The 17,672-nt window shown below is 62.8% G+C and carries 19 protein-coding genes and 1 tRNA gene; 16 read left to right on the top strand and 4 right to left on the bottom strand.

The genetic code is table 11. The annotated features are described in order from the left end of the window. The first annotated feature begins 52 nt into the window (after positions 1 to 52). The 6 genes from ABIB06_RS23925 to ABIB06_RS23900 all read left to right on the top strand — a co-directional run bounded on the left by ABIB06_RS23925 (position 53) and on the right by ABIB06_RS23900 (position 4,626). Positions 53 to 430, top strand: a complete 378-nt coding sequence (locus ABIB06_RS23925; protein WP_354125647.1) for a hypothetical protein — start codon at positions 53 to 55, stop codon at positions 428 to 430. Further along, positions 411 to 575 (top strand): hypothetical protein, encoded by a 165-nt coding sequence (locus ABIB06_RS23920; protein ID WP_354125645.1) that lies wholly within the window; start codon positions 411 to 413, stop codon positions 573 to 575. Before ABIB06_RS23925 ends, ABIB06_RS23920 begins: the two co-directional genes overlap by 20 nt. Positions 576 to 1,433: 858 nt before the next feature. Beyond that, positions 1,434 to 2,147, top strand: a complete 714-nt coding sequence (locus ABIB06_RS23915; protein ID WP_354125644.1) for a hypothetical protein — start codon at positions 1,434 to 1,436, stop codon at positions 2,145 to 2,147. A 131-nt stretch (positions 2,148 to 2,278) separates the two neighbouring features. After that, positions 2,279 to 2,545: an ATP-dependent DNA ligase gene (locus tag ABIB06_RS23910; protein ID WP_502918122.1), complete on the top strand. Its 267-nt coding sequence runs from the start codon at positions 2,279 to 2,281 to the stop codon at positions 2,543 to 2,545. 161 nt (positions 2,546 to 2,706) lie between these two features. Next, on the top strand, positions 2,707 to 3,372 hold the full coding sequence (locus tag ABIB06_RS23905) for a hypothetical protein (protein ID WP_354125643.1): 666 nt from the start codon (positions 2,707 to 2,709) through the stop codon (positions 3,370 to 3,372). 399 nt (positions 3,373 to 3,771) lie between these two features. After that, complete coding sequence (locus ABIB06_RS23900) at positions 3,772 to 4,626, top strand: DUF3800 domain-containing protein (RefSeq protein ID WP_354125642.1); 855 nt, start codon at positions 3,772 to 3,774, stop codon at positions 4,624 to 4,626. Positions 4,627 to 4,828: 202 nt separating this feature from the next. Here ABIB06_RS23900 and ABIB06_RS23895 read toward each other — a convergent pair. Together ABIB06_RS23895 and ABIB06_RS23890 are read right to left on the bottom strand one after the other, a co-directional pair. Further along, positions 4,829 to 4,905, bottom strand: a tRNA-Arg gene (locus ABIB06_RS23895). Between the two features lie 164 nt (positions 4,906 to 5,069). Continuing rightward, on the bottom strand, positions 5,070 to 6,569 hold the full coding sequence (locus ABIB06_RS23890; protein ID WP_354051177.1) for an ATP-binding protein: 1,500 nt from the start codon (positions 6,567 to 6,569) through the stop codon (positions 5,070 to 5,072). Between the two features lie 348 nt (positions 6,570 to 6,917). On the opposite strand from ABIB06_RS23890, the gene rpmH reads away from it, so the two are divergent. The 10 genes from rpmH (at position 6,918) to dapE (ending at position 15,835) form a co-directional block, all read left to right on the top strand. Then, entirely contained in the window at positions 6,918 to 7,052 is a 135-nt protein-coding gene (gene rpmH / locus ABIB06_RS23885) for a 50S ribosomal protein L34 (RefSeq protein WP_008542748.1), read from the top strand. Between the two features lie 27 nt (positions 7,053 to 7,079). Beyond that, positions 7,080 to 7,496, top strand: coding sequence for a ribonuclease P protein component (rnpA, locus tag ABIB06_RS23880; RefSeq protein WP_247351422.1), 417 nt, complete (start codon positions 7,080 to 7,082; stop codon positions 7,494 to 7,496). Between the two features lie 11 nt (positions 7,497 to 7,507). Further along, positions 7,508 to 9,379: a membrane protein insertase YidC gene (gene yidC, locus ABIB06_RS23875; protein WP_354051284.1), complete on the top strand. Its 1,872-nt coding sequence runs from the start codon at positions 7,508 to 7,510 to the stop codon at positions 9,377 to 9,379. 114 nt (positions 9,380 to 9,493) lie between these two features. After that, positions 9,494 to 10,147 carry a ribosome biogenesis GTP-binding protein YihA/YsxC gene (gene yihA, locus ABIB06_RS23870; protein ID WP_247351423.1) on the top strand — a complete coding sequence of 218 codons (654 nt, stop codon included), beginning with the start codon at positions 9,494 to 9,496 and terminating at the stop codon, positions 10,145 to 10,147. Continuing rightward, positions 10,147 to 10,512: a DUF423 domain-containing protein gene (locus ABIB06_RS23865; RefSeq protein WP_354051174.1), complete on the top strand. Its 366-nt coding sequence runs from the start codon at positions 10,147 to 10,149 to the stop codon at positions 10,510 to 10,512. The genes yihA and ABIB06_RS23865 overlap by 1 nt, the downstream gene beginning before the upstream one ends. 90 nt (positions 10,513 to 10,602) lie before the next feature. After that, a complete protein-coding gene (gene argB, locus ABIB06_RS23860) occupies positions 10,603 to 11,490 on the top strand; it encodes an acetylglutamate kinase (RefSeq protein WP_247445337.1) in 888 nt (295 codons plus the stop codon). A gap of 155 nt (positions 11,491 to 11,645) precedes the next feature. Beyond that, entirely contained in the window at positions 11,646 to 12,632 is a 987-nt protein-coding gene (locus tag ABIB06_RS23855; RefSeq protein ID WP_354051282.1) for a DUF1036 domain-containing protein, read from the top strand. 14 nt (positions 12,633 to 12,646) lie between these two features. Next, complete coding sequence (locus ABIB06_RS23850; RefSeq protein WP_354051172.1) at positions 12,647 to 13,342, top strand: pyrimidine 5'-nucleotidase; 696 nt, start codon at positions 12,647 to 12,649, stop codon at positions 13,340 to 13,342. A gap of 204 nt (positions 13,343 to 13,546) precedes the next feature. Next, complete coding sequence (gene dapD, locus ABIB06_RS23845) at positions 13,547 to 14,392, top strand: 2,3,4,5-tetrahydropyridine-2,6-dicarboxylate N-succinyltransferase (protein WP_354051170.1); 846 nt, start codon at positions 13,547 to 13,549, stop codon at positions 14,390 to 14,392. Positions 14,393 to 14,668: 276 nt separating this feature from the next. Then, entirely contained in the window at positions 14,669 to 15,835 is a 1,167-nt protein-coding gene (dapE, locus tag ABIB06_RS23840; RefSeq protein ID WP_354051168.1) for a succinyl-diaminopimelate desuccinylase, read from the top strand. Positions 15,836 to 15,895: 60 nt separating this feature from the next. Here the strand turns inward: dapE and truA are convergent, their stop codons facing one another. After that, positions 15,896 to 16,633, bottom strand: a complete 738-nt coding sequence (gene truA, locus ABIB06_RS23835; RefSeq protein ID WP_354051167.1) for a tRNA pseudouridine(38-40) synthase TruA — start codon at positions 16,631 to 16,633, stop codon at positions 15,896 to 15,898. Further along, positions 16,633 to 17,568, bottom strand: a complete 936-nt coding sequence (gene fmt, locus ABIB06_RS23830) for a methionyl-tRNA formyltransferase (RefSeq protein ID WP_354051165.1) — start codon at positions 17,566 to 17,568, stop codon at positions 16,633 to 16,635. The genes truA and fmt overlap by 1 nt, the downstream gene beginning before the upstream one ends. Positions 17,569 to 17,672 lie beyond the last annotated feature (104 nt).

The following is a 17,672-nucleotide window of genomic DNA, read 5'->3' as shown; positions in this document are numbered from 1 at the left end:
GCCCCCTGAAGTCGGGGCCGTGTCTCCGCTATCCTAGTATCGGAGTAAGCGTATGCGTTCCTCGCCCTCGATCGTACCGGCTGATCGCCTCGACCGCGACATCTACCTTGTCCTTGAAGACTTCGGCGCGCGTGCCGGCTGCGCCTGGCGCGAGACGGACGAAGAGGACACCGATTTTGAAACTGTGCTGCAAGGCCTCCTCTCCGGCCAGTACGTTTATCCCGTCCGGATCGTGTGCTTCAACGCGATCGAAGGATGGTCGCGCGACGCGACTTCCGACGTCGCCGACGCGCTGGCCCAGCGCGCGGTCGACAGTGATGGGGATCTTTCCGCGGCCATGGAAGGCTTCATAAGCGCCAACGCGACCAGGCGCTTCGACAAACAGCTCACGTTGCCGCTGAAGGGCGAGCATGATGTTCCGAGAGGGTAAGCCGGAAGGCCCTGCGCCGGAAAGCGAGCGCGACCACTTCATCCGCTGCACGATCTGCGGCAAGATGCTGGACATGCGCGACCTCGGCGACGTGCTCGACCATCTGCACGGCCAGGAGATCGAGGAAGAGCCCACGACCCACTGATAGAAGGACCGACCGTGACCTGCGCCCGCTGTGACGGCACCCACTGGGTTTGCGAGAACCATCCCGACCGCCCCTGGGATGGGCCAAAGGCCTGCGGCTGCGGCGGCGCCGGCGACCCCTGCCCGGCCTGCAACGGTGCCGCGCCCGAAGAGATGCCGCTGCCACCCGGATTTGAAAACAGCATCACCAGCATCGACGTCATGCGCCCGCTGTTGAGGAACCCGGCGGGAAAGCCACGTCGGAAGCCGCGGAGCTAGGACGTGTACTCATAAACGTCGGCTTACCGACGCCAAGCGGAAGTCTCCACCTTAGCCGTGATCGGCGACTTGTGACCGTGCGCGGACGAAAGCAAACTATTCGATGCCTTCAGAACGTCGCGAACTTTCGGCCAAAATAGCACGCTGGTTCTTCCTATTTCGGCGTGTATTATGCTCCACCTATTGCTTGTGCGGAGATTATTATGGTCCGTCTGGCCCCACTAAATTTGGCCGCAGCGCTGTTGGCGACTGTGGTGTTGGCTAAACCAGCCTTCTCTCAGGTCAATGCCCCGGACGCGGGCGCTCGGGCTATTCCTCCCGCGGCAACTCGGCCCACCGCTCCCCTAACTTCGCAAGCGGCCCCCATGTCGCCACAAGCAAGCCCCCTGTCGCCAGCGGGGTCCACCCACTTCGCACCGCTAATTGAACAGTGCGGAAGGCTTCTACTGCGGGCCGAAAGCGTACCGGCACTAAAACACTTGCCAGACTACGAGGTCTGCAAGGCAAACTACCCGAATGGCGTCCCCGCAGATCGTGTTTCCCCGGCTTACAACGTGGGGCCGGGTCTTCCAAACGCACCGCCGATGGGGCCGGTCACTCGATGAGCAGAAAGCCTTCTGAGAAGACTTCCGTTCCAGAAAAATGGTTTTCAGTATTAGGGTTGGTTATCGTTAGGCGCACCGATCTGCTCGCCGCCACTGCCTTCGTCCTGTCACTCTCCACTCTCTCATATCAACTCTGGCAGTTCGCTAAGGGCTCGAACCCGATCATATACCCCCCAGATACGCTCTACTTATTCTTTGATAGATTTCCTAACGGAGTGACGGCCACCCGTATTGCCGGCCAACTGAGCTTCACCAACAATGCGGAACCAGGGCGGAATGCTATCCTTCGAGACGTGACAGCCACGATCAAACTTGGCGACCGCAAGATCGAGGAATATTGGCTCTCATTCGCAACGATAACTCGGCGAGACACCGAGTTGTCTCTCGACATAAAGGAAACCGCGCATCCCTTCGTCGTGGATGGCGGCGGAGCCGTGAGCCACATGGTGACGTTCTCCCCGCGAGTGAAAGACTGCATCCCCAAAGTGAGCACGCAAATTAGCTGCCAGCAGGGGGCCGACTTTGTGTCGGACATAGATTTTCTGAAACTCGTGGTGGAGCAAAAGATATTCAGCGTAACGTTCTCAGGAGCGGTCCTCGGCTCAAGTCGGCTTTTGGACGCCATTTGCTCAGTTTCGATCACTGACGACATGCTTCGCACGCTTGCTGAAAACAACTGGTACGCGGCCCGTTGCATCGCTGCGCCGTAGTCTGCTCCTGGCCCATCTGCGACCTCGCAGACCATCCGCTCTTCCGCCGCTGTTGGCGGTAAACCGGCCATCAGGTACATGCCCTGTGCCGGAGGACTCCAAAAAGCAGCGCTGCGCCCTATCTGTTTGCCATGTTGAAAGCGTTCGAGTTCTGCCTGCCTACGGCAGCAAAAGCCGTGCCTGTCGGTCCCGACTGGATCCACAAAATCAAATATGACGGTTACCGCCTGCGCGTCGAGCGCCAGGGCAAGACCGTGCGATTGATCACCAAGAACGGCCACAACTGGACCGATCGATTTCCTTGGATCGTGGATGCCGCGCTGAAGAACCGCGAGCAGCAATTCGTGATCGACGGCGAGGCCGTGGTGCTCGGAGAAGCGTCACAGTGGCGGAGCTAGCGCACCGCGGATACATTTCGATTTACGACCCGTTGTGGATCGAGGGGCGGAGTAGGCGTGAGGCTGGCGAAGCAAGGGAAGCGTTACTGTAAATGGCATACCATCTGCCCAAAAACTTTCAGAGGCTGCACGACGTTGAACAGTCGCTACGATGCAAATCATTGGAGATCATTCGCGACAACGACCTCGGATTACATCTCACGCTCGTTGAACTTGCGATGGACCTAGCCGATGTCTTGAGACAGTTCCCGACAGACGATGAGGATCTCAAGGTCGTCCAAGTTCTTGGAATGCGAACGTTCAACGCCTTTGCTTCATCTCTCAAATTGGCGTTGTCGGGGTATATGCAGAACAGTACGCTCCTAATGCGCGACATACTGGAGACCGTTTTCCTCCTTGATCTGTTCAGGGGCGCCCCTTCGTTGATCAAGGAGTGGAGATTTGCCGACAAGCGACAGCTCAGAAACAAATTCTCTCCCATTAAAGTGAGGGAGGCGCTCGACGAAAGGTACGGGCACACATCGAAAAAACGGGCCGAGCTTTACCAGCTGTTTTCGGAGCTCGCCGCTCACCCGACAATGAAATCCGATGTTATGCTGCGCCCTGAGATTGGCGGCGATGCCGTGATTGGTCCATTTGTTGAGAAGGAACCGTTAGCGGTGCAACTCTCGGAAATTGGAAGGCTAGCCATTCAGGTTGGGGAGGTATTAGGTCCGTTCATTCCGAGTTGGTGGGGCCCGGCATCAGGCAGCCGCAATTCCTTCATCGAAGCGAAATCAGAATGGCTGTGCCGGTTCTACCCACGGAGTCCGGCTGGCAACACCTAGATTGGCGACTTTGAGAAGCCGGTGCTACGGTATGCCACCGCCAGGTCCCGCAAAGCAGGACATACTTCCGGTGGCGATCCTGCCGATCAGCATGGCGTTCTGTACGGTGTCGGCGTGACGTCTCTCACCATTGGCGCCTTTGGGCATGGCGGCGGCATCCATGGTAAATGGGGGTGGACAGCATCTATTTCTTGAGCGGTATGAACTAATTAGGCTAGATCGGAACCATCCGTTAACGGTCTCGTTATATACCCTCGAAACGCCTTGCGGTCGGATCAGGCCGTATATATAACAGTTTTTGGGACGCGATGGGTTTACCTACTCGCGTCCGTTCCGGGGCCCGTGCACAACTCATGCGCGGGCTTCCGCGTTTTTGGCATCCTGTGATACTCATCCGGGATGCTCTTTGTTTACCTGGACGAATTCGGACACGTTGGCCCTTATTTCGGCAGGGCCCATCCTCGATTCAATAGCAGTCCGGTATTCGGCATCGGGGGCATTATTTTTCCCGAAGAGGCCATTCGGCCTTTTGCATCATTCTTCCTACAACGAAAAACCGAATTGCTTGATTTTGAGATCAAGAAATCGAACAAACAGCCCTACGAATGGGAAAAACACGGGTCGAACCTATACACCACCAAATCAATAACTCTGTACCCAGAGATCAAGCAGACCACCTTCCGTATTCTCAATCGCATCAATAAATGCGGCGGGAAAATCTTCTATCACGGCCGCGAGAAGATATCGGGCACTGATGACGTCAATCCGAACGGCCTCTACAAGACGGTTTTCTCAGACGCGATCCGAAAGCTCGACGCATACTGCACTGAGCAGAAGCAGAACTTTGTTTTGGTCGTAGACGAACATTCCGCGCGGCGGGAGCTTCTGGAAACTGCAGTGAAGACAATGTATGGGCAGAATCCAGCCCGCCATTTGGCGAGCCCACCATTCGAAGTCGAAAGCCATCTAAATCAGAATATGCAAGCTGCCGACTGGATCGCCGCGATTGTTGGCAAGCTTTGGACTCACCGCCTTGGCGGAGAAGAATGGTCCGATTTGAAGGCCTACGAAGATTTTTTTTGGGCAAGAGTGCACTCGCTAGCGACGCACAGCACCGTAATGGAGCGGTCAAAGAAAAAACCTCTCCCCGCAAAGCGCCTCACTTTGAGGACCGTCGAGAAAGTTGTGGCCATTCAAACGGAGACGGCGTTTGGAGCAGCGTACCGCCGCGCAACGACCATTAAGCAGAGTTGAGGCCGCATTCCCGGGCTTGATTGCCGTCGCACCCATTATGCGAAGGTGTTCGAGGGGCGCTCCAGGAGCACTGCACTTGCCGCCCCCATCAACTCCGGCAGCAAGTGAGTAAGGCGAACCACTGTTTTGCGTCCCCAGCGCGCCCCCGGAACAACATCAGGGACAATGTCGCACAAAAAATACCGAAAAAAGCCCCGAAAAATGGCGCGCCCGGAACGATTCGAACGTCCGACCCTCAGATTCGTAGTCTGATGCTCTATCCAGCTGAGCTACGGGCGCGTTTTTCGCGAACAGCAATGCGGGCAAGGCCTACATGCACCCTCCGGACAACGCCGAAGGGGTGCGAAAGAGCGCTCTGACTAACCGCTCTTGCCCGAATTGGCAAGGTCCGGATTGGGGAGATTTTGCAGGGCAACGACGGTTTCCGGTGGGCTTCCGGCCGACTACGCCCTTGCCCGCTCGTTGCGGATGGAGAGGAGTTCCACGGGGCGGTCGGGGATGACGATCCGGAAGGTGGCGCCGAGGGTGCCTTCGACCAGATGGATGTCGCCGCCATGGGCGCGGACGAGCTCGGCGGCGATGGCAAGGCCAAGGCCGCTGCCGCCCGGGCGGCCGGAGGTCTGGAACGCCTCGAACAGATGGTCCCGGGTCTTCTGGGGCACGCCGGGGCCGGTGTCGGAGACCTCCAGGATGGCGACGGCGCCTTCGCGTTTTCCCGTGATCCGGATCTGCTGCGCGCCGCCCTCGGCCGACGAATGGCTTTCCAGCGCCTGGGCGGCGTTGCGGACGAGGTTGAGCAGCACGCGGAACAGCTGGTCGGGATCGGCGTCGACCGCGAGCCCACGCTCGATCGCGGCGACCCAGACGATCGCGGCATCGCTGGCAAGGCCCGCGGTCTCGCGCACCTCCAGCACCACCGGCTCGATCAGGATCATGCGCCGGTCGGGCGCGGCCTCCTGGGCGCGGCCGTAAGACAAGGTCGACTGGCAGAAGGCGATGGCGCGCTCGAGCGAGCGCACGAGCTTTGGCGCAAAGCGCTGCACCCGCGGATCCGGCACGCTGGCGAGCTGGTCCGACAAAAGCTGGGCCGAGGCCAGCAAATTGCGCAGATCATGGTTGATCTTGGAGACGGCGAGGCCGAGGGCGGCAAGCCGGCTCTTCTGATGCAGCATCGACATCAAATCGCGTTGCATGTCCGACAATTCGCGCTCGGCGACCCCGATTTCGTCGCTGCGCTGGCTCGGCACGATGATCCCCGCCGAGCTTTCGGGGTTTTCGTGGAAGCCGACCAGGCTCGCCGTCAACCGCCGCATCGGGCGCACGAACAGATAATGGAGCGCGAGATAGACGAGGCCCGCGGTCAGCGCCGCGATGATCAGCGCGACCACCACGACGTTGCGGGAGAAGCGGTACATCGACTGCCGCAGCGGCAGCTCGTCGGTCACGATCTCGATGAACTGGGCGTTGCCGACCCCGGGCCCGACGATCCGGATGGCCTGGTTGCCGGTCTCCAGCATCATCCGGAACGAGCCGGTGATCGCCTCCCACGCCGTCATGTCGCGCAGGTCGATGTCGTGCTCGATGGCGGTCGGCAGATTGTCGCTGGCGAGCAGACGGCGCTGCTGGCCCATCTTGATGGCGACGGCGCGGGCATTGATGCTTTTCAGGATCTGGCGCGACAGCGAATCGGGAACCATGCCGAGCGGAGCTGCATCGAGCACCAGCGCCGCCGTGTTGGCCGCCGCCACGCGGTCGTTCAGCCGGTTGACCCAGAAGTTGGCGATGGCAGGCACGTAGAGCAGGACGGCCGCGATCATCACCAGGGGAACAGTGAGCAGCAACAGCTTGCCGGATAGCCCAAGCCCGCGCGTCCCGCGCGGCTGCGCCGCCGGCGGGTCCCGCTGATCCTGATCCTGGATCGGCTGGAGGTCTGTCGCTGCCACGTATTCGCCCCTGTTGGCCTGGCTGATGGAGGATGCGACCCGCCCGGGGGCCGGTCAAATTACAGATCGCTAATCTGCCGAGGTGGGATGTAAGCGCCGATATCGCTAATCGCTACCTCGATGGTTAAAAACCCCGCACAAACAGCGATATTCACCGGATCAGAGCCCTTGTGCGGCGTTGACGAAAAGGAGGCGCTCGCATATAAGCCGGCCAAATTGTCCGCGATGACCCGGTGTAACGCCGGGAGCGGCTCTCTTGGGGCCGAAAGCGGGCCCGTTTTGGGCAGCATCTTCCGGACTTTATCATCAATTCTACAGGCAAATTGCCCGGTCAGCGGAGAAAAACCCGTGAAGCGGACTTATCAACCCAGCAAACTGGTGCGCAAGCGCCGTCACGGTTTCCGTGCCCGTCTCGCTACTGCCGGCGGCCGCAAGGTTCTCGCCGCACGCCGCGCTCGCGGCCGCAAGCGTCTGAGCGCCTGAGCCGGACCCCCTTTTTGGGATTTCATCATGGATCGGCTGAGGCAGCGAGCGGATTTCCTCGCCGTTGCCAATGGCGCGCGGGTGAATAGTCCCGCGTTCGTCCTGCAAAGCCGTGGCCGTGACGACAGCGGCCCGATCCGGATCGGCTTCACCGTTACCAAAAAGAACGGCAACGCCCCCGAGCGCAATCGCATCCGGCGCCGGCTTCGCGAACTGGTGAAGCGGCTCGATCCGGTGTCGATGCAGCCCCATCATGATTATGTGCTGGTCGGCCGAAGGGACGCGCTCTCGCGCGGCTTCGCCACCATGCTCGACGATCTGCGCATAGCGTTCGCGAAGCCCGCGCGGCATACGCACAAGGGACGCGGCCCAAAAACCGACGGCCAAAGAACCGACGGCTTAAAGCCCGGCCCCGCTCCTGCGACCAGCCGCAAACCGGATTGATGACGAGAATGATGACCGATAACCGCAACACCATCCTCGCCGTCATTCTGTCGGGCCTCGTGCTGATCGCCTGGCAATATTTCTACAACATGCCGGCGATGGAGAAGCAGCGCGTCCAGCAACAGACGCAGGCCGAGCTGCAGAAGACCACGCCGCAGCCGACGGCTTCCGGGACGCCGGGCGCCACGCCGCAGCCCGGCAGCGCAGGCACGCCCTCCGCTCCCCAGACCGCCAATCAGCCGGGCCAGCCGATCGTCAGCCGCGAGGCGGCGATTGCCGCCTCCCCCCGCGTCAAGATCGATACACCCCGCTTGACCGGCAGCATTGCCTTGAAGGGCGCGCGCATCGACGATCTCGCGCTGGTGCAGTATCGCGAAACGGTCGACCCGAAGTCGCCGCCGATCATCCTCTATTCGCCGTCGGGCACTGCAGAGCCCTATTACGCGGAATTTGGCTGGGTGGCCGGGACAGGCGGCACAAAGGTGCCCGACCGGACCACCGATTGGCAGCAGGAGGGCACCAACAGCCTGACGCCGTCCACGCCGGTCATGCTGAAATACGACAATGGCGAAGGCCTCACCTTCCGCCGCACCGTCACGATCGACGACCACTACCTCTTCAGCATCAAGGACGAGGTGACCAATGTCGGCAACGCGCCGGTCAAACTCTATCCCTTCGCGCTGATCTCGCGCCACGGCACGCCGCACGTCTCGGGATACTACATCCTGCATGAAGGCCTGATCGGTTATTTGGGCGAGCAGGGCTTGCAGGAGAAGGCCTATAAGGCTGTCGGCGAAGCACCCGCGATCGGCAACGGCGGACACGGGTTCGAATTCAACAACGTCACCAATGCCTGGCTCGGTATTACCGACAAATATTGGGCGTCTGCGCTCCTTCCCGACACGTCGGCAACGCTCAAGGCCCGTTTTGTCGCCGAGCCCGGCACCCAGATCCGATACCAGACCGACTATCTGCAAAGCGAGCAGACCGTCCCGATCGGCGGCACGACGACGACGAACGCGCGGCTGTTCGCCGGCGCCAAGGAAGCCGGCGTCGTCGGCGTGTTCCCGTTCGCCGGCCTCGGCGGCTACAACAAGGAGCTCGGCCTCAACCATTTCGATCTCTTGATCGACTGGGGCTGGTTCTACTTCATCACCAAGCCGATGTTCCTCGGCCTCGACTTCTTCTACCGCTTCTTCGGCAATTTCGGCATCTCGATCCTGCTCGTGACCGTGATCGTGAAGTTCTTGTTCTTCCCGCTGGCGAACAAGTCCTACGCCTCGATGGCGAAGATGAAGTCGGTCCAGCCGCAGCTTCAGGCGCTCAAGGAGCGCTACCCCGACGACAAGGTGAAGCAGCAGCAGGAGATGATGGAGATCTACCGCAAGGAGAAGATCAACCCGGTCGCCGGCTGTCTTCCCGTGGTGATCCAGATCCCGGTGTTCTTCTCGCTCTACAAGGTGCTGTTCGTCACCATCGAGATGCGGCACGCGCCGTTCTTCGGCTGGATCAAGGACCTGTCCGCGCCGGATCCGACCAATCTGTTCACGCTGTTCGGCCTGATCCCGTTCGATCCGACCACGCTGCCGCTGTTCGGCCACTACCTCGCGCTCGGCATCTGGCCGATCATCATGGGCATCACGATGTGGTTCCAGATGAAGCTGAACCCGACGCCGCCGGATCCGACCCAGCAGCTGATCTTCAACTGGATGCCGCTGATCTTCACCTTCATGCTGGCGGGCTTCCCGGCGGGTCTCGTGATCTACTGGGCCTGGAACAACACGCTCTCAGTGCTCCAGCAGAGCTTCATCATGCGCCGCAACGGCGTGAAGGTAGAGCTGTTCGACAATCTCAAGGCGACGTTCGCGAAGAAGGCGACGTAGCTCTCCGTCATTGCGAGGAGCGAAGCTCCGAAGCAATCCAGACCGTTTCCCCGGAGGCACCCTGGATTGCTTCGCTTCGCTCGCAATGACACGGTAACAACCGAAAGCTTTCGCATGAATGACGACAAAGATGCGAAGCTGATCGAGGTCGGGCGAAAGCTGTTTGCCCGCGACTGGCAGTTCATCTGGGCCTCGCCCTCGATTGAAACGCTGCCGCCGATGGCGGGGCTAGAGATCGCCTTTGCCGGCCGCTCCAATGTCGGCAAGTCGAGCCTGATCAACGCGCTGACCGGCCGCAACGCGCTCGCGCGCACCTCGCATACGCCGGGCCGCACCCAGGAGCTGATCTTCTTCGAGGTCCCCGGCAAGACCGAGCTCCGCCTCGTCGACATGCCCGGCTATGGCTATGCCAAGGCGCCGAAGAGCCAGGTCGCGTCCTGGACCGAGCTGATCCACAAATTCCTGCTCGGCCGTGCCTCGCTCGCGCGCGTCTACGTGTTGATCGACGCGCGGCATGGCCTCAAGGAGGTCGACCACGAAGTCCTGAAGACGCTCGACCGCTCCGCGGTCAGCTACCAGATCGTGCTGACCAAGGCCGACCAGGTGAAGGCCGCCGAGCTCACTGAGCGGATTGCCGAGACCGGCGTTGCGCTCGCCAAACATCCCGCCGCGTTTCCGGATGTGCTGACGACCTCGTCCCGCTCCGGATCCGGCATGGCCGAGCTGCGCGCCGCGATGGCGAAGCTGCTGGAGGAGCGGACCAAGTGATGGCGCGCCTGTTGATCGGGCTTGCCGGTTTGATGGGCGCCGCCGGCGTCGCGCTGGCCGCCGCCTCCGCCCACGGTGGCGATGCGAGCCGGCTTGCCTCGGCGAGCGCCATGCTGCTGTTTCATGCAACTGCCATACTTGCAGGTGTAGCCCTGCTCGCGCACCGCCTTCTGCACGACAGAATTGGCCTGATCGCCGCGTTTGGTTTTGTGCTCGGTGCCGCGCTGTTCGCGGGCGACCTCACCTTGCGGCAATATGCCGGCCATTCGCTGTTTCCATATGCGGCACCGACGGGTGGAACGGTGATGATTTCGAGCTGGCTGGTGGTGACGCTCGCGGCGGTGGTGGTGAAGCGCGGTCCGTAGCGGCTGCGTCGGGGCACGAAGACCACTTTGCGCCTCGCCCGCCAATCAGATAGAACGCCGCCGGAGTATCCCGCCAGCGAGATCCGCCTCATGACCGAAATCTCACCGCTCGACCAGGCCCGCATCCTGTCCGAAGCGCTGCCGCACATGCAGCAGTATGACGAGGAAACCATCGTCATCAAGTATGGCGGCCATGCCATGGGCGACGAGGAGGCCGCGAAGAATTTTGCCCGCGACATCGTGCTGCTCGAGCAGACCGCGATCAATCCGGTGGTGGTGCATGGCGGCGGCCCGCAGATCGCGACCATGCTCAAGCGGCTCGGCATCGCCTCGGAATTCGCCGCCGGCCTGCGCATCACTGATGCCGCGACGATCGAGATCGTCGAGATGGTGCTAGCCGGCTCCGTCAACAAGCAGATCGTCGGCTACATCAACGAAGCCGGCGGCAAGGCCGTGGGCCTGTCAGGCAAGGACGCCAACATGGTGAAGGCGTCGAAGACGACGCGCACCATCATCGATCCGGACTCGCACATCGAGAAGGCGGTCGATCTCGGCTTCGTCGGCGACCCCGAGAAAGTCGACCTCACGCTGCTCAACCAGCTGATCGGCTACGAGCTGATCCCGGTGCTGGCGCCGCTCGCGACCTCGAAAGAGGGTCAGACGCTGAACGTCAACGCCGACACTTTTGCAGGCGCCGTGGCCGGCGCGCTGAAGGCAAAGCGGCTGCTGCTGCTTACCGACGTACCCGGCGTGCTCGACAAGTCGAAGAAGCTGATCCCGCAGCTCTCGGTCAAGGACGCGCGAAAGCTGATCGCCGACGGCACCATTTCCGGCGGCATGATCCCGAAGGTCGAGACCTGCATCTACGCGCTCGAACAGGGTGTCGAGGGCGTCGTCATCATCGACGGCAAGATGCAGCACGCGGTGCTGCTCGAACTCTTCACCAACACGGGCACGGGAACGCTGATCCACAAGTGAGAGATGAGAAACCGAGAGACGCCGTCATGGCCGGGCTTGTCCCGGCCATCCACGATCTTTCGTCCCGCGCCAAGGACATGGATGCCCGGGACAAGCCCAGCAACAACGGGCGGAGAGTTCAGCGACCGCGCCGCTCCACTCTCACGCGCTTCCTGATGACGCTCCCTGCCGCAGCCATCTCGTTTGTGTTCTCCTCCGCGCCGGCCTTCGCCGACCTCAAGATCTGCAACCGCATGTCCTATGTCGTCGAGGCCGCGATCGGCATCGACGACAAGGCGGCGACCGCCACGCGCGGCTGGTTCAGGATCGATCCCGCCACCTGTCGCGTGGTGGTGCAGGGCACGCTCTCCGCCGACCGCATCCTGCTCAACGCCCGCGCGCTCGGCGTCTACGGCGCATCCCCGATCCCGCAGAACGGCAGCGACACGCTGTGCGTCGCGCAGGACAATTTCGTCATCGCGGCCGCGCGGCAGTGCCGCAGCGGCCAGACCCAGGCCGCCTTCACGCAGATCACGCCGACGCAAGGCGCGGACGGCAATCTCGTCGCCTATCTCGCGGAGGATTCCGAATATGACGACGAGCAGGCTCGCCTTGCCGCCATCCAGCGGCTTTTGGTGATTGCAGGCTACGATGCCGCGCCGATCGATGGCGTCGACGGGCCGAAGACGCAAGGCGCGCTGGCCGCTTTTCTGAAGAGTCGCGGATTGTCGTCGGACATCGTGTCGTCGCCGAACCTCTTCAAGACCATGGTCGATGCGGTGCAGACGCCGTCTCCGACCGGCCTCACCTGGTGCAACGACACCCCGCACAAGGTGATGGCGACGGTCGCCACCGACGACGGCAAGTCGGTGACGAGCCGCGGCTGGTATCGCATCGATCCCAAGACCTGCCTGCACCCTGACGTGGCCGGCCAGCCCAGGCAGATCTTCAGCTTCGCCGAGGCCATCGACGCCGACAACCGCGTCGTCAAGCTGAAGGACAAGCCGCTGAACTGGGGCGGCGACAAGCAACTTTGCACGCGCGAAACCAAGTTCGAGACCCACGAGCAGACCGATTGCGGCGCACGCGGTTTCGCGGCGACGGGTTTCGGCGCGGTGGACATGTCAAGCGGCGGCAAGACGCTGCGGTTTGCGATGCCGTGATTGAGAAAGCTGTGATGACCCCACCCCGCGCCTTCGCCCATATCGACACCTGGGTGTTCGACCTCGACAACACGCTGTATCCGCACCACGTCAATCTGTGGCAGCAGGTCGATGCGCGGATCACCGAGTTCGTTTGCAACTGGCTGAACCTGACGCCGGTGGAAGCGCGCAAGATCCAGAAGGATTATTACCAGCGCTTCGGCACCACGATGCGCGGCATGATGACCCTGCACGGCGTACGCGCCGACGACTATCTCGCCTACGTCCACAAGATCGACCACTCGCCGCTGGAGCCGAACCCGGCGCTGGGCGAAGCCATCGCAAAACTGTCGGGACGAAAGCTGATCCTGACCAACGGCTCGGTCGATCATGTCGATGCGGTGCTGGCGCGGCTGGGCTTTGCTGCACATTTCGATGGCGTGTTCGACATTATCGCGGCCGAATTCGAGCCGAAGCCGGCGCCGCAGACCTACCGGAAATTTCTCTTGGACCATTCGGTCGACCCGATGCGGTCGGCCATGTTCGAAGACCTCGCCCGCAACCTCACCGTCCCGCACGAGCTCGGCATGACGACGGTGCTGGTGGTGCCTGACGGCACCAGGGAGGTGGTGCGCGAGGACTGGGAGCTGGAAGGCCGGGACGCCGCCCATGTTGACCACGTCACGGATGATCTGGCGGGGTTTTTAGGCAGGTTGTCTCATCCCAGGTGAGCCGTCATACCCGGCGAAGGCGGGTATCCGGTCATCGCCGCCGTCTCGATTCATCACGACCGCCGCGGCGTACTGGATCACCCGCTCCGGCGCGCAATTGCGCGCAAGGCGGGTGATGACAGCGAACCAAGCTTGACTCCGTCCCCCAAATCCCGAAAAAGCGCCCCAATCCATCAAAATTCCCATTCCCTAGAGGAAATGCCGATGTCCCTCCAAGCCCTCGAATCCACCATCAACGGCGCCTTCGAGGCGCGCGACGGCGTCTCGACCTCGACCAGGGGCGAGGTGCGCGAGGCCGTGGATCAGGCGCTGGAGATTCTGGACAAGGGTGAGGCCCGCGTTGCCGAGCGCGGCACCGACGGCAAGTGGAAGGTCAATCAGTGGCTGAAGAAGGCCGTGCTGCTCTCGTTCCGCCTCAACGACATGGGTGCCATTCCCGGCGGCCCCGGCAAGGCGACCTGGTGGGACAAGGTGCCCTCGAAGTTCGACGGCTGGGGCGAGAACCGCTTTCGCGACGCCGGTTTCCGCGCCGTCCCCGGCTCGATCGTGCGCCGCTCGGCCTTCATCGCCCGCAACGTCGTGTTGATGCCGTCCTTCGTTAATCTCGGCGCTTATGTCGATGAGTCGACCATGATCGACACCTGGTCGACCGTCGGCTCCTGCGCGCAGATCGGCAAGCGCGTGCACATCTCCGGCGGCGTCGGCATCGGCGGTGTGCTCGAGCCGCTGCAGGCCGAACCCGTCATCATCGAGGACGATTGCTTCATCGGCGCGCGCAGCGAAGTCGCGGAGGGCGTGATCGTGCGCAAGGGCGCGGTGCTGTCGATGGGTGTGTTCCTGGGCGCCTCGACCAAGATCGTCGACCGCGAGACCGGCGAGATCTTTATCGGCGAGGTGCCGGAATATTCGGTCGTCGTTCCCGGCGCGCTGCCCGGCAAGCCCATGAAGAACGGCCAGATCGGCCCGAGCACCGCCTGCGCCGTCATCGTCAAGCGCGTCGACGAGCGCACGCGCTCGAAGACCAGCATCAACGAGCTGCTGCGGGATTAAATCTCGCTCACCGTCACCGTGAGGCGGCCGCTCCTTCAGCGGCCCTCGAAGGGCGACGGCCCGGCTGCTGGCTGCATCGAACCCACCTTCCCTCCATCGGCACCAATATCCGGGCGACCTCTCCCGCCCGGAGCCTTTGGCACGGACTGGACCTGGTTTCTCTTCCGCTTCGACGACCGCCTCTGCTCCTGCAAAGGGCTGGGACCAGCAGGGCGAGATCGAATTTGTCCCGCGCAGCGCTAGCCCGCCCGGCGGCATGCATGTTAAGCGGGGCGCATGACCGATGCTCTCTCGATTGCCCGCGATCTCATCCGCTGCCCCTCGGTAACTCCGGCCGATGCCGGTGCCCTGGGCGTGCTCGAAAAAGCTCTCACCGCAGCCGGCTTCACGTGCCACCGCGTCACCTTCAGCGAGCCCGGCACGGCCGACGTCGACAATCTCTATGCGCGTGTCGGCACTGACGCGCCGCACATCACCTTCGCCGGCCACACCGACGTGGTGCCGCCGGGCGACGAGAGCGCCTGGAGCGTCGGCGCATTCTCCGGCGAGGTGAAGGACGGCTTTCTGCACGGCCGCGGCGCGGTCGACATGAAGGGCGGCATCGCCTGCTCGGTGGCAGCCGTGCTGGAGCATCTCGCCGCGAACGACGATAAGCCGCGCGCAGACGGAAAGGGCTCGATCTCGTTCCTGATCACCGGCGACGAGGAAGACGTCTCCATCAACGGCACCGTCAAGCTGTTGAAGTGGGCGGCCGAGCGCGGCGAGAAATTCGACCATTGCGTGCTGGGCGAGCCCTCCAATGTCGAGACGCTCGGCGACACCATCAAGGTCGGCCGCCGCGGCTCGCAATCCGGCACGCTGTATGTCGACGGCGTGCAGGGCCACGTCGCCTATCCGCACCGCGCCGCCAATCCGGTGCCGGATATCTCGCGGCTGATCGTGGCCATCTCCGACGAGCCGCTCGACCATGGCAGCGCGCAGTTCCAGGCCTCCAACCTCGAATTCACCTCGGTCGACGTCGGCAACACCGCCAACAACGTCATCCCTAGCCAGGCCCGCGCAAAATTCAACATCCGCTACAACGACAACCACAGCCAGGCGAGCCTGCGCGAGCTGGTCGAGACGCGGCTGACAAAGGCCTGCGGCAACCGCATTCGCGCCCGCATCGTCTGGGATCCCTCGAACTCGAACGTGTTCGTAACCAAGCCCGGCCCGTTCACCGAACTCGCGGTGTCCGCGATCGAGGACGTGACGGGCCGCAAGCCGGAGCTGTCGACCTCAGGCGGCACCTCGGATGCGCGCTTCATCTCCAGCTATTGCCCGGTGATCGAGTTCGGGCTGGTCGGCCAGACCATGCACCAGGTCGACGAACGCGTGCCGGTGGTTGATCTGGAGAAGCTCACGCAGGTGTATCGCGGGATTTTGGCAAGGTATTTTGCGTAGGCTCTGCTGCCAGCTACTCACTCCGCCGTCATGCCTGGGGAGACAGCAAACGCCCTCCTCTCAGTAATCCACCTTCATCAGATACAGCCCGTCCGGCGGGGCGACGATGCCGCAGGCGGCGCGGTTGCGCGCGGCGAGTGCTGCGGAGAGATCGTCCGCGGTCCAGCGTCCCTCGCCGACCCACATCAGCGACCCCACCATCGAGCGCACCTGGCTGTGCAGGAACGAGCGCGCCGAGGTGATCACCGTCAGCTCGCGGCCGTCGCGCTCTACGTCAAGCTGGTCGAGCGTCTTCTCCGGCGATTTGGCCTGGCACTCGGTGTCGCGAAACGTCGTGAAATCGTGCTTGCCGAGCAGGCGCTGCGCCGCCGCGTGCATTGCGTCGGCATCGAGCCGGCGCGGCACGCGCCAGGCGTGGCCGGCATCGAGCGCGAGATTGGCGCGGGTGTTGACGATGCGGTAGCGGTAGTGACGCTTCACGGCCGAGAAGCGCGCCTCGAAAGTATCAGGCACGATCTCCGCCTCGAGCACCGCGACCGGATGCGGGCGCAGATGCGCATTCAAGCCGTCGCGAAAACGGCCCTGCGGAAACTGCTTGTCGATATCGACATGCGCGACCTGGCCTCGCGCATGCACGCCGGCATCGGTGCGTCCGGCGCCGTGCACGCGCGCATCCGCGCCGGTCATCGCCTTGACAGCAGCCTCCAGCGCACCCTGCACCGACGGCAGCGTCTCCTGCACCTGCCAACCGAAGAACGGCGCGCCGTCATATTCGATGGTGAGCTTGTAGCGTGGCATCAGGCCAGCCGCATCGGCGGCTTCAGCGGCACGCCGCGCAGGAAGTCCGCGGCCTGCATGCGCGCCTTGCCTTCGCGCTGGAGCTCGATAAGGCGGATTGCGCCATCGCCGCAGGCAATGGTGAGGTGATCGTCGAGCACCTCGCCCGGCCTACCCGAACCCTTCGCCAATTCACAGCGCAGGATTTTTACGCGCGCGTTCTCGCTCACCCCGGTGAGCTCGGCCCAGGCGCCGGGGAACGGCGACAAGCCGTGGATGTGGCGCAGCACCTCGCGCGCCGGCCTGGTCCAGTCGATCCGCGCTTCGGCCTTGTCGATCTTGGCCGCATAGGTGACGCCGTCCTCGCTCTGCTGCTCGAGCTGAAGCCCGCCGCGGGCAAGCGCGGCCATGGCGCGCACCATCAGATCGGCGCCGAGCCGGGACAGGCGGTCGTGCAGATCGACCGCAGTCATGGTGTCAGTGATTACAAGGCGCTCGGCCATGGCGACGTCGCCGGTATCAAGGCCGACATCCATCTTCATGACCATCACGCCGCTCTCGGCATCGCCGGCCATGATCGCGCGGTTGATGGGAGCAGCACCGCGCCAGCGTGGCAACAGCGAAGCATGCAGATTGTAGCAGCCGAGCTTTGGCGCATCGAGGATCGCCTGCGGCAGGATCATGCCATAGGCGACGACGACGGCCGCATCGGCGTCGAAGGCACGAAATTCTGCCAGCGCCCCCTCGGTTTTCAACGTCTTCGGCGTCAGCACGGGAACGCCGAGTTTTCGTGCGGCCTCGTCCACCGGGGTCGGCTGCAATTGCAGGCCGCGCCGGCCGCCGGGCTTCGGCGCGCGCGTATACACGGCCGCGATGTCGTGGCCATGCGCGACGAGCTCGAGCAGCGTCGGCACGGAGAAATCGGGCGTGCCCATGAAGATCAGGCGGAGGGGCATGTGGCGGCGCTCGGTAAGGTCTGTTTCTCCGTCATGCCCGGGCTTGTCCCGGGCATCCACGGTCTTGGCGACAAAGCAAGCAAGGCGTGGATGGCCGGGTCAAG

This window comes from Bradyrhizobium sp. LB8.2 (assembly GCF_040548035.1).
Classification (GTDB): domain Bacteria; phylum Pseudomonadota; class Alphaproteobacteria; order Rhizobiales; family Xanthobacteraceae; genus Bradyrhizobium.
The sequence above is the reverse complement of the archived record's forward strand: the minus strand, read 5'-3'. Positions and strand labels throughout refer to the sequence as shown.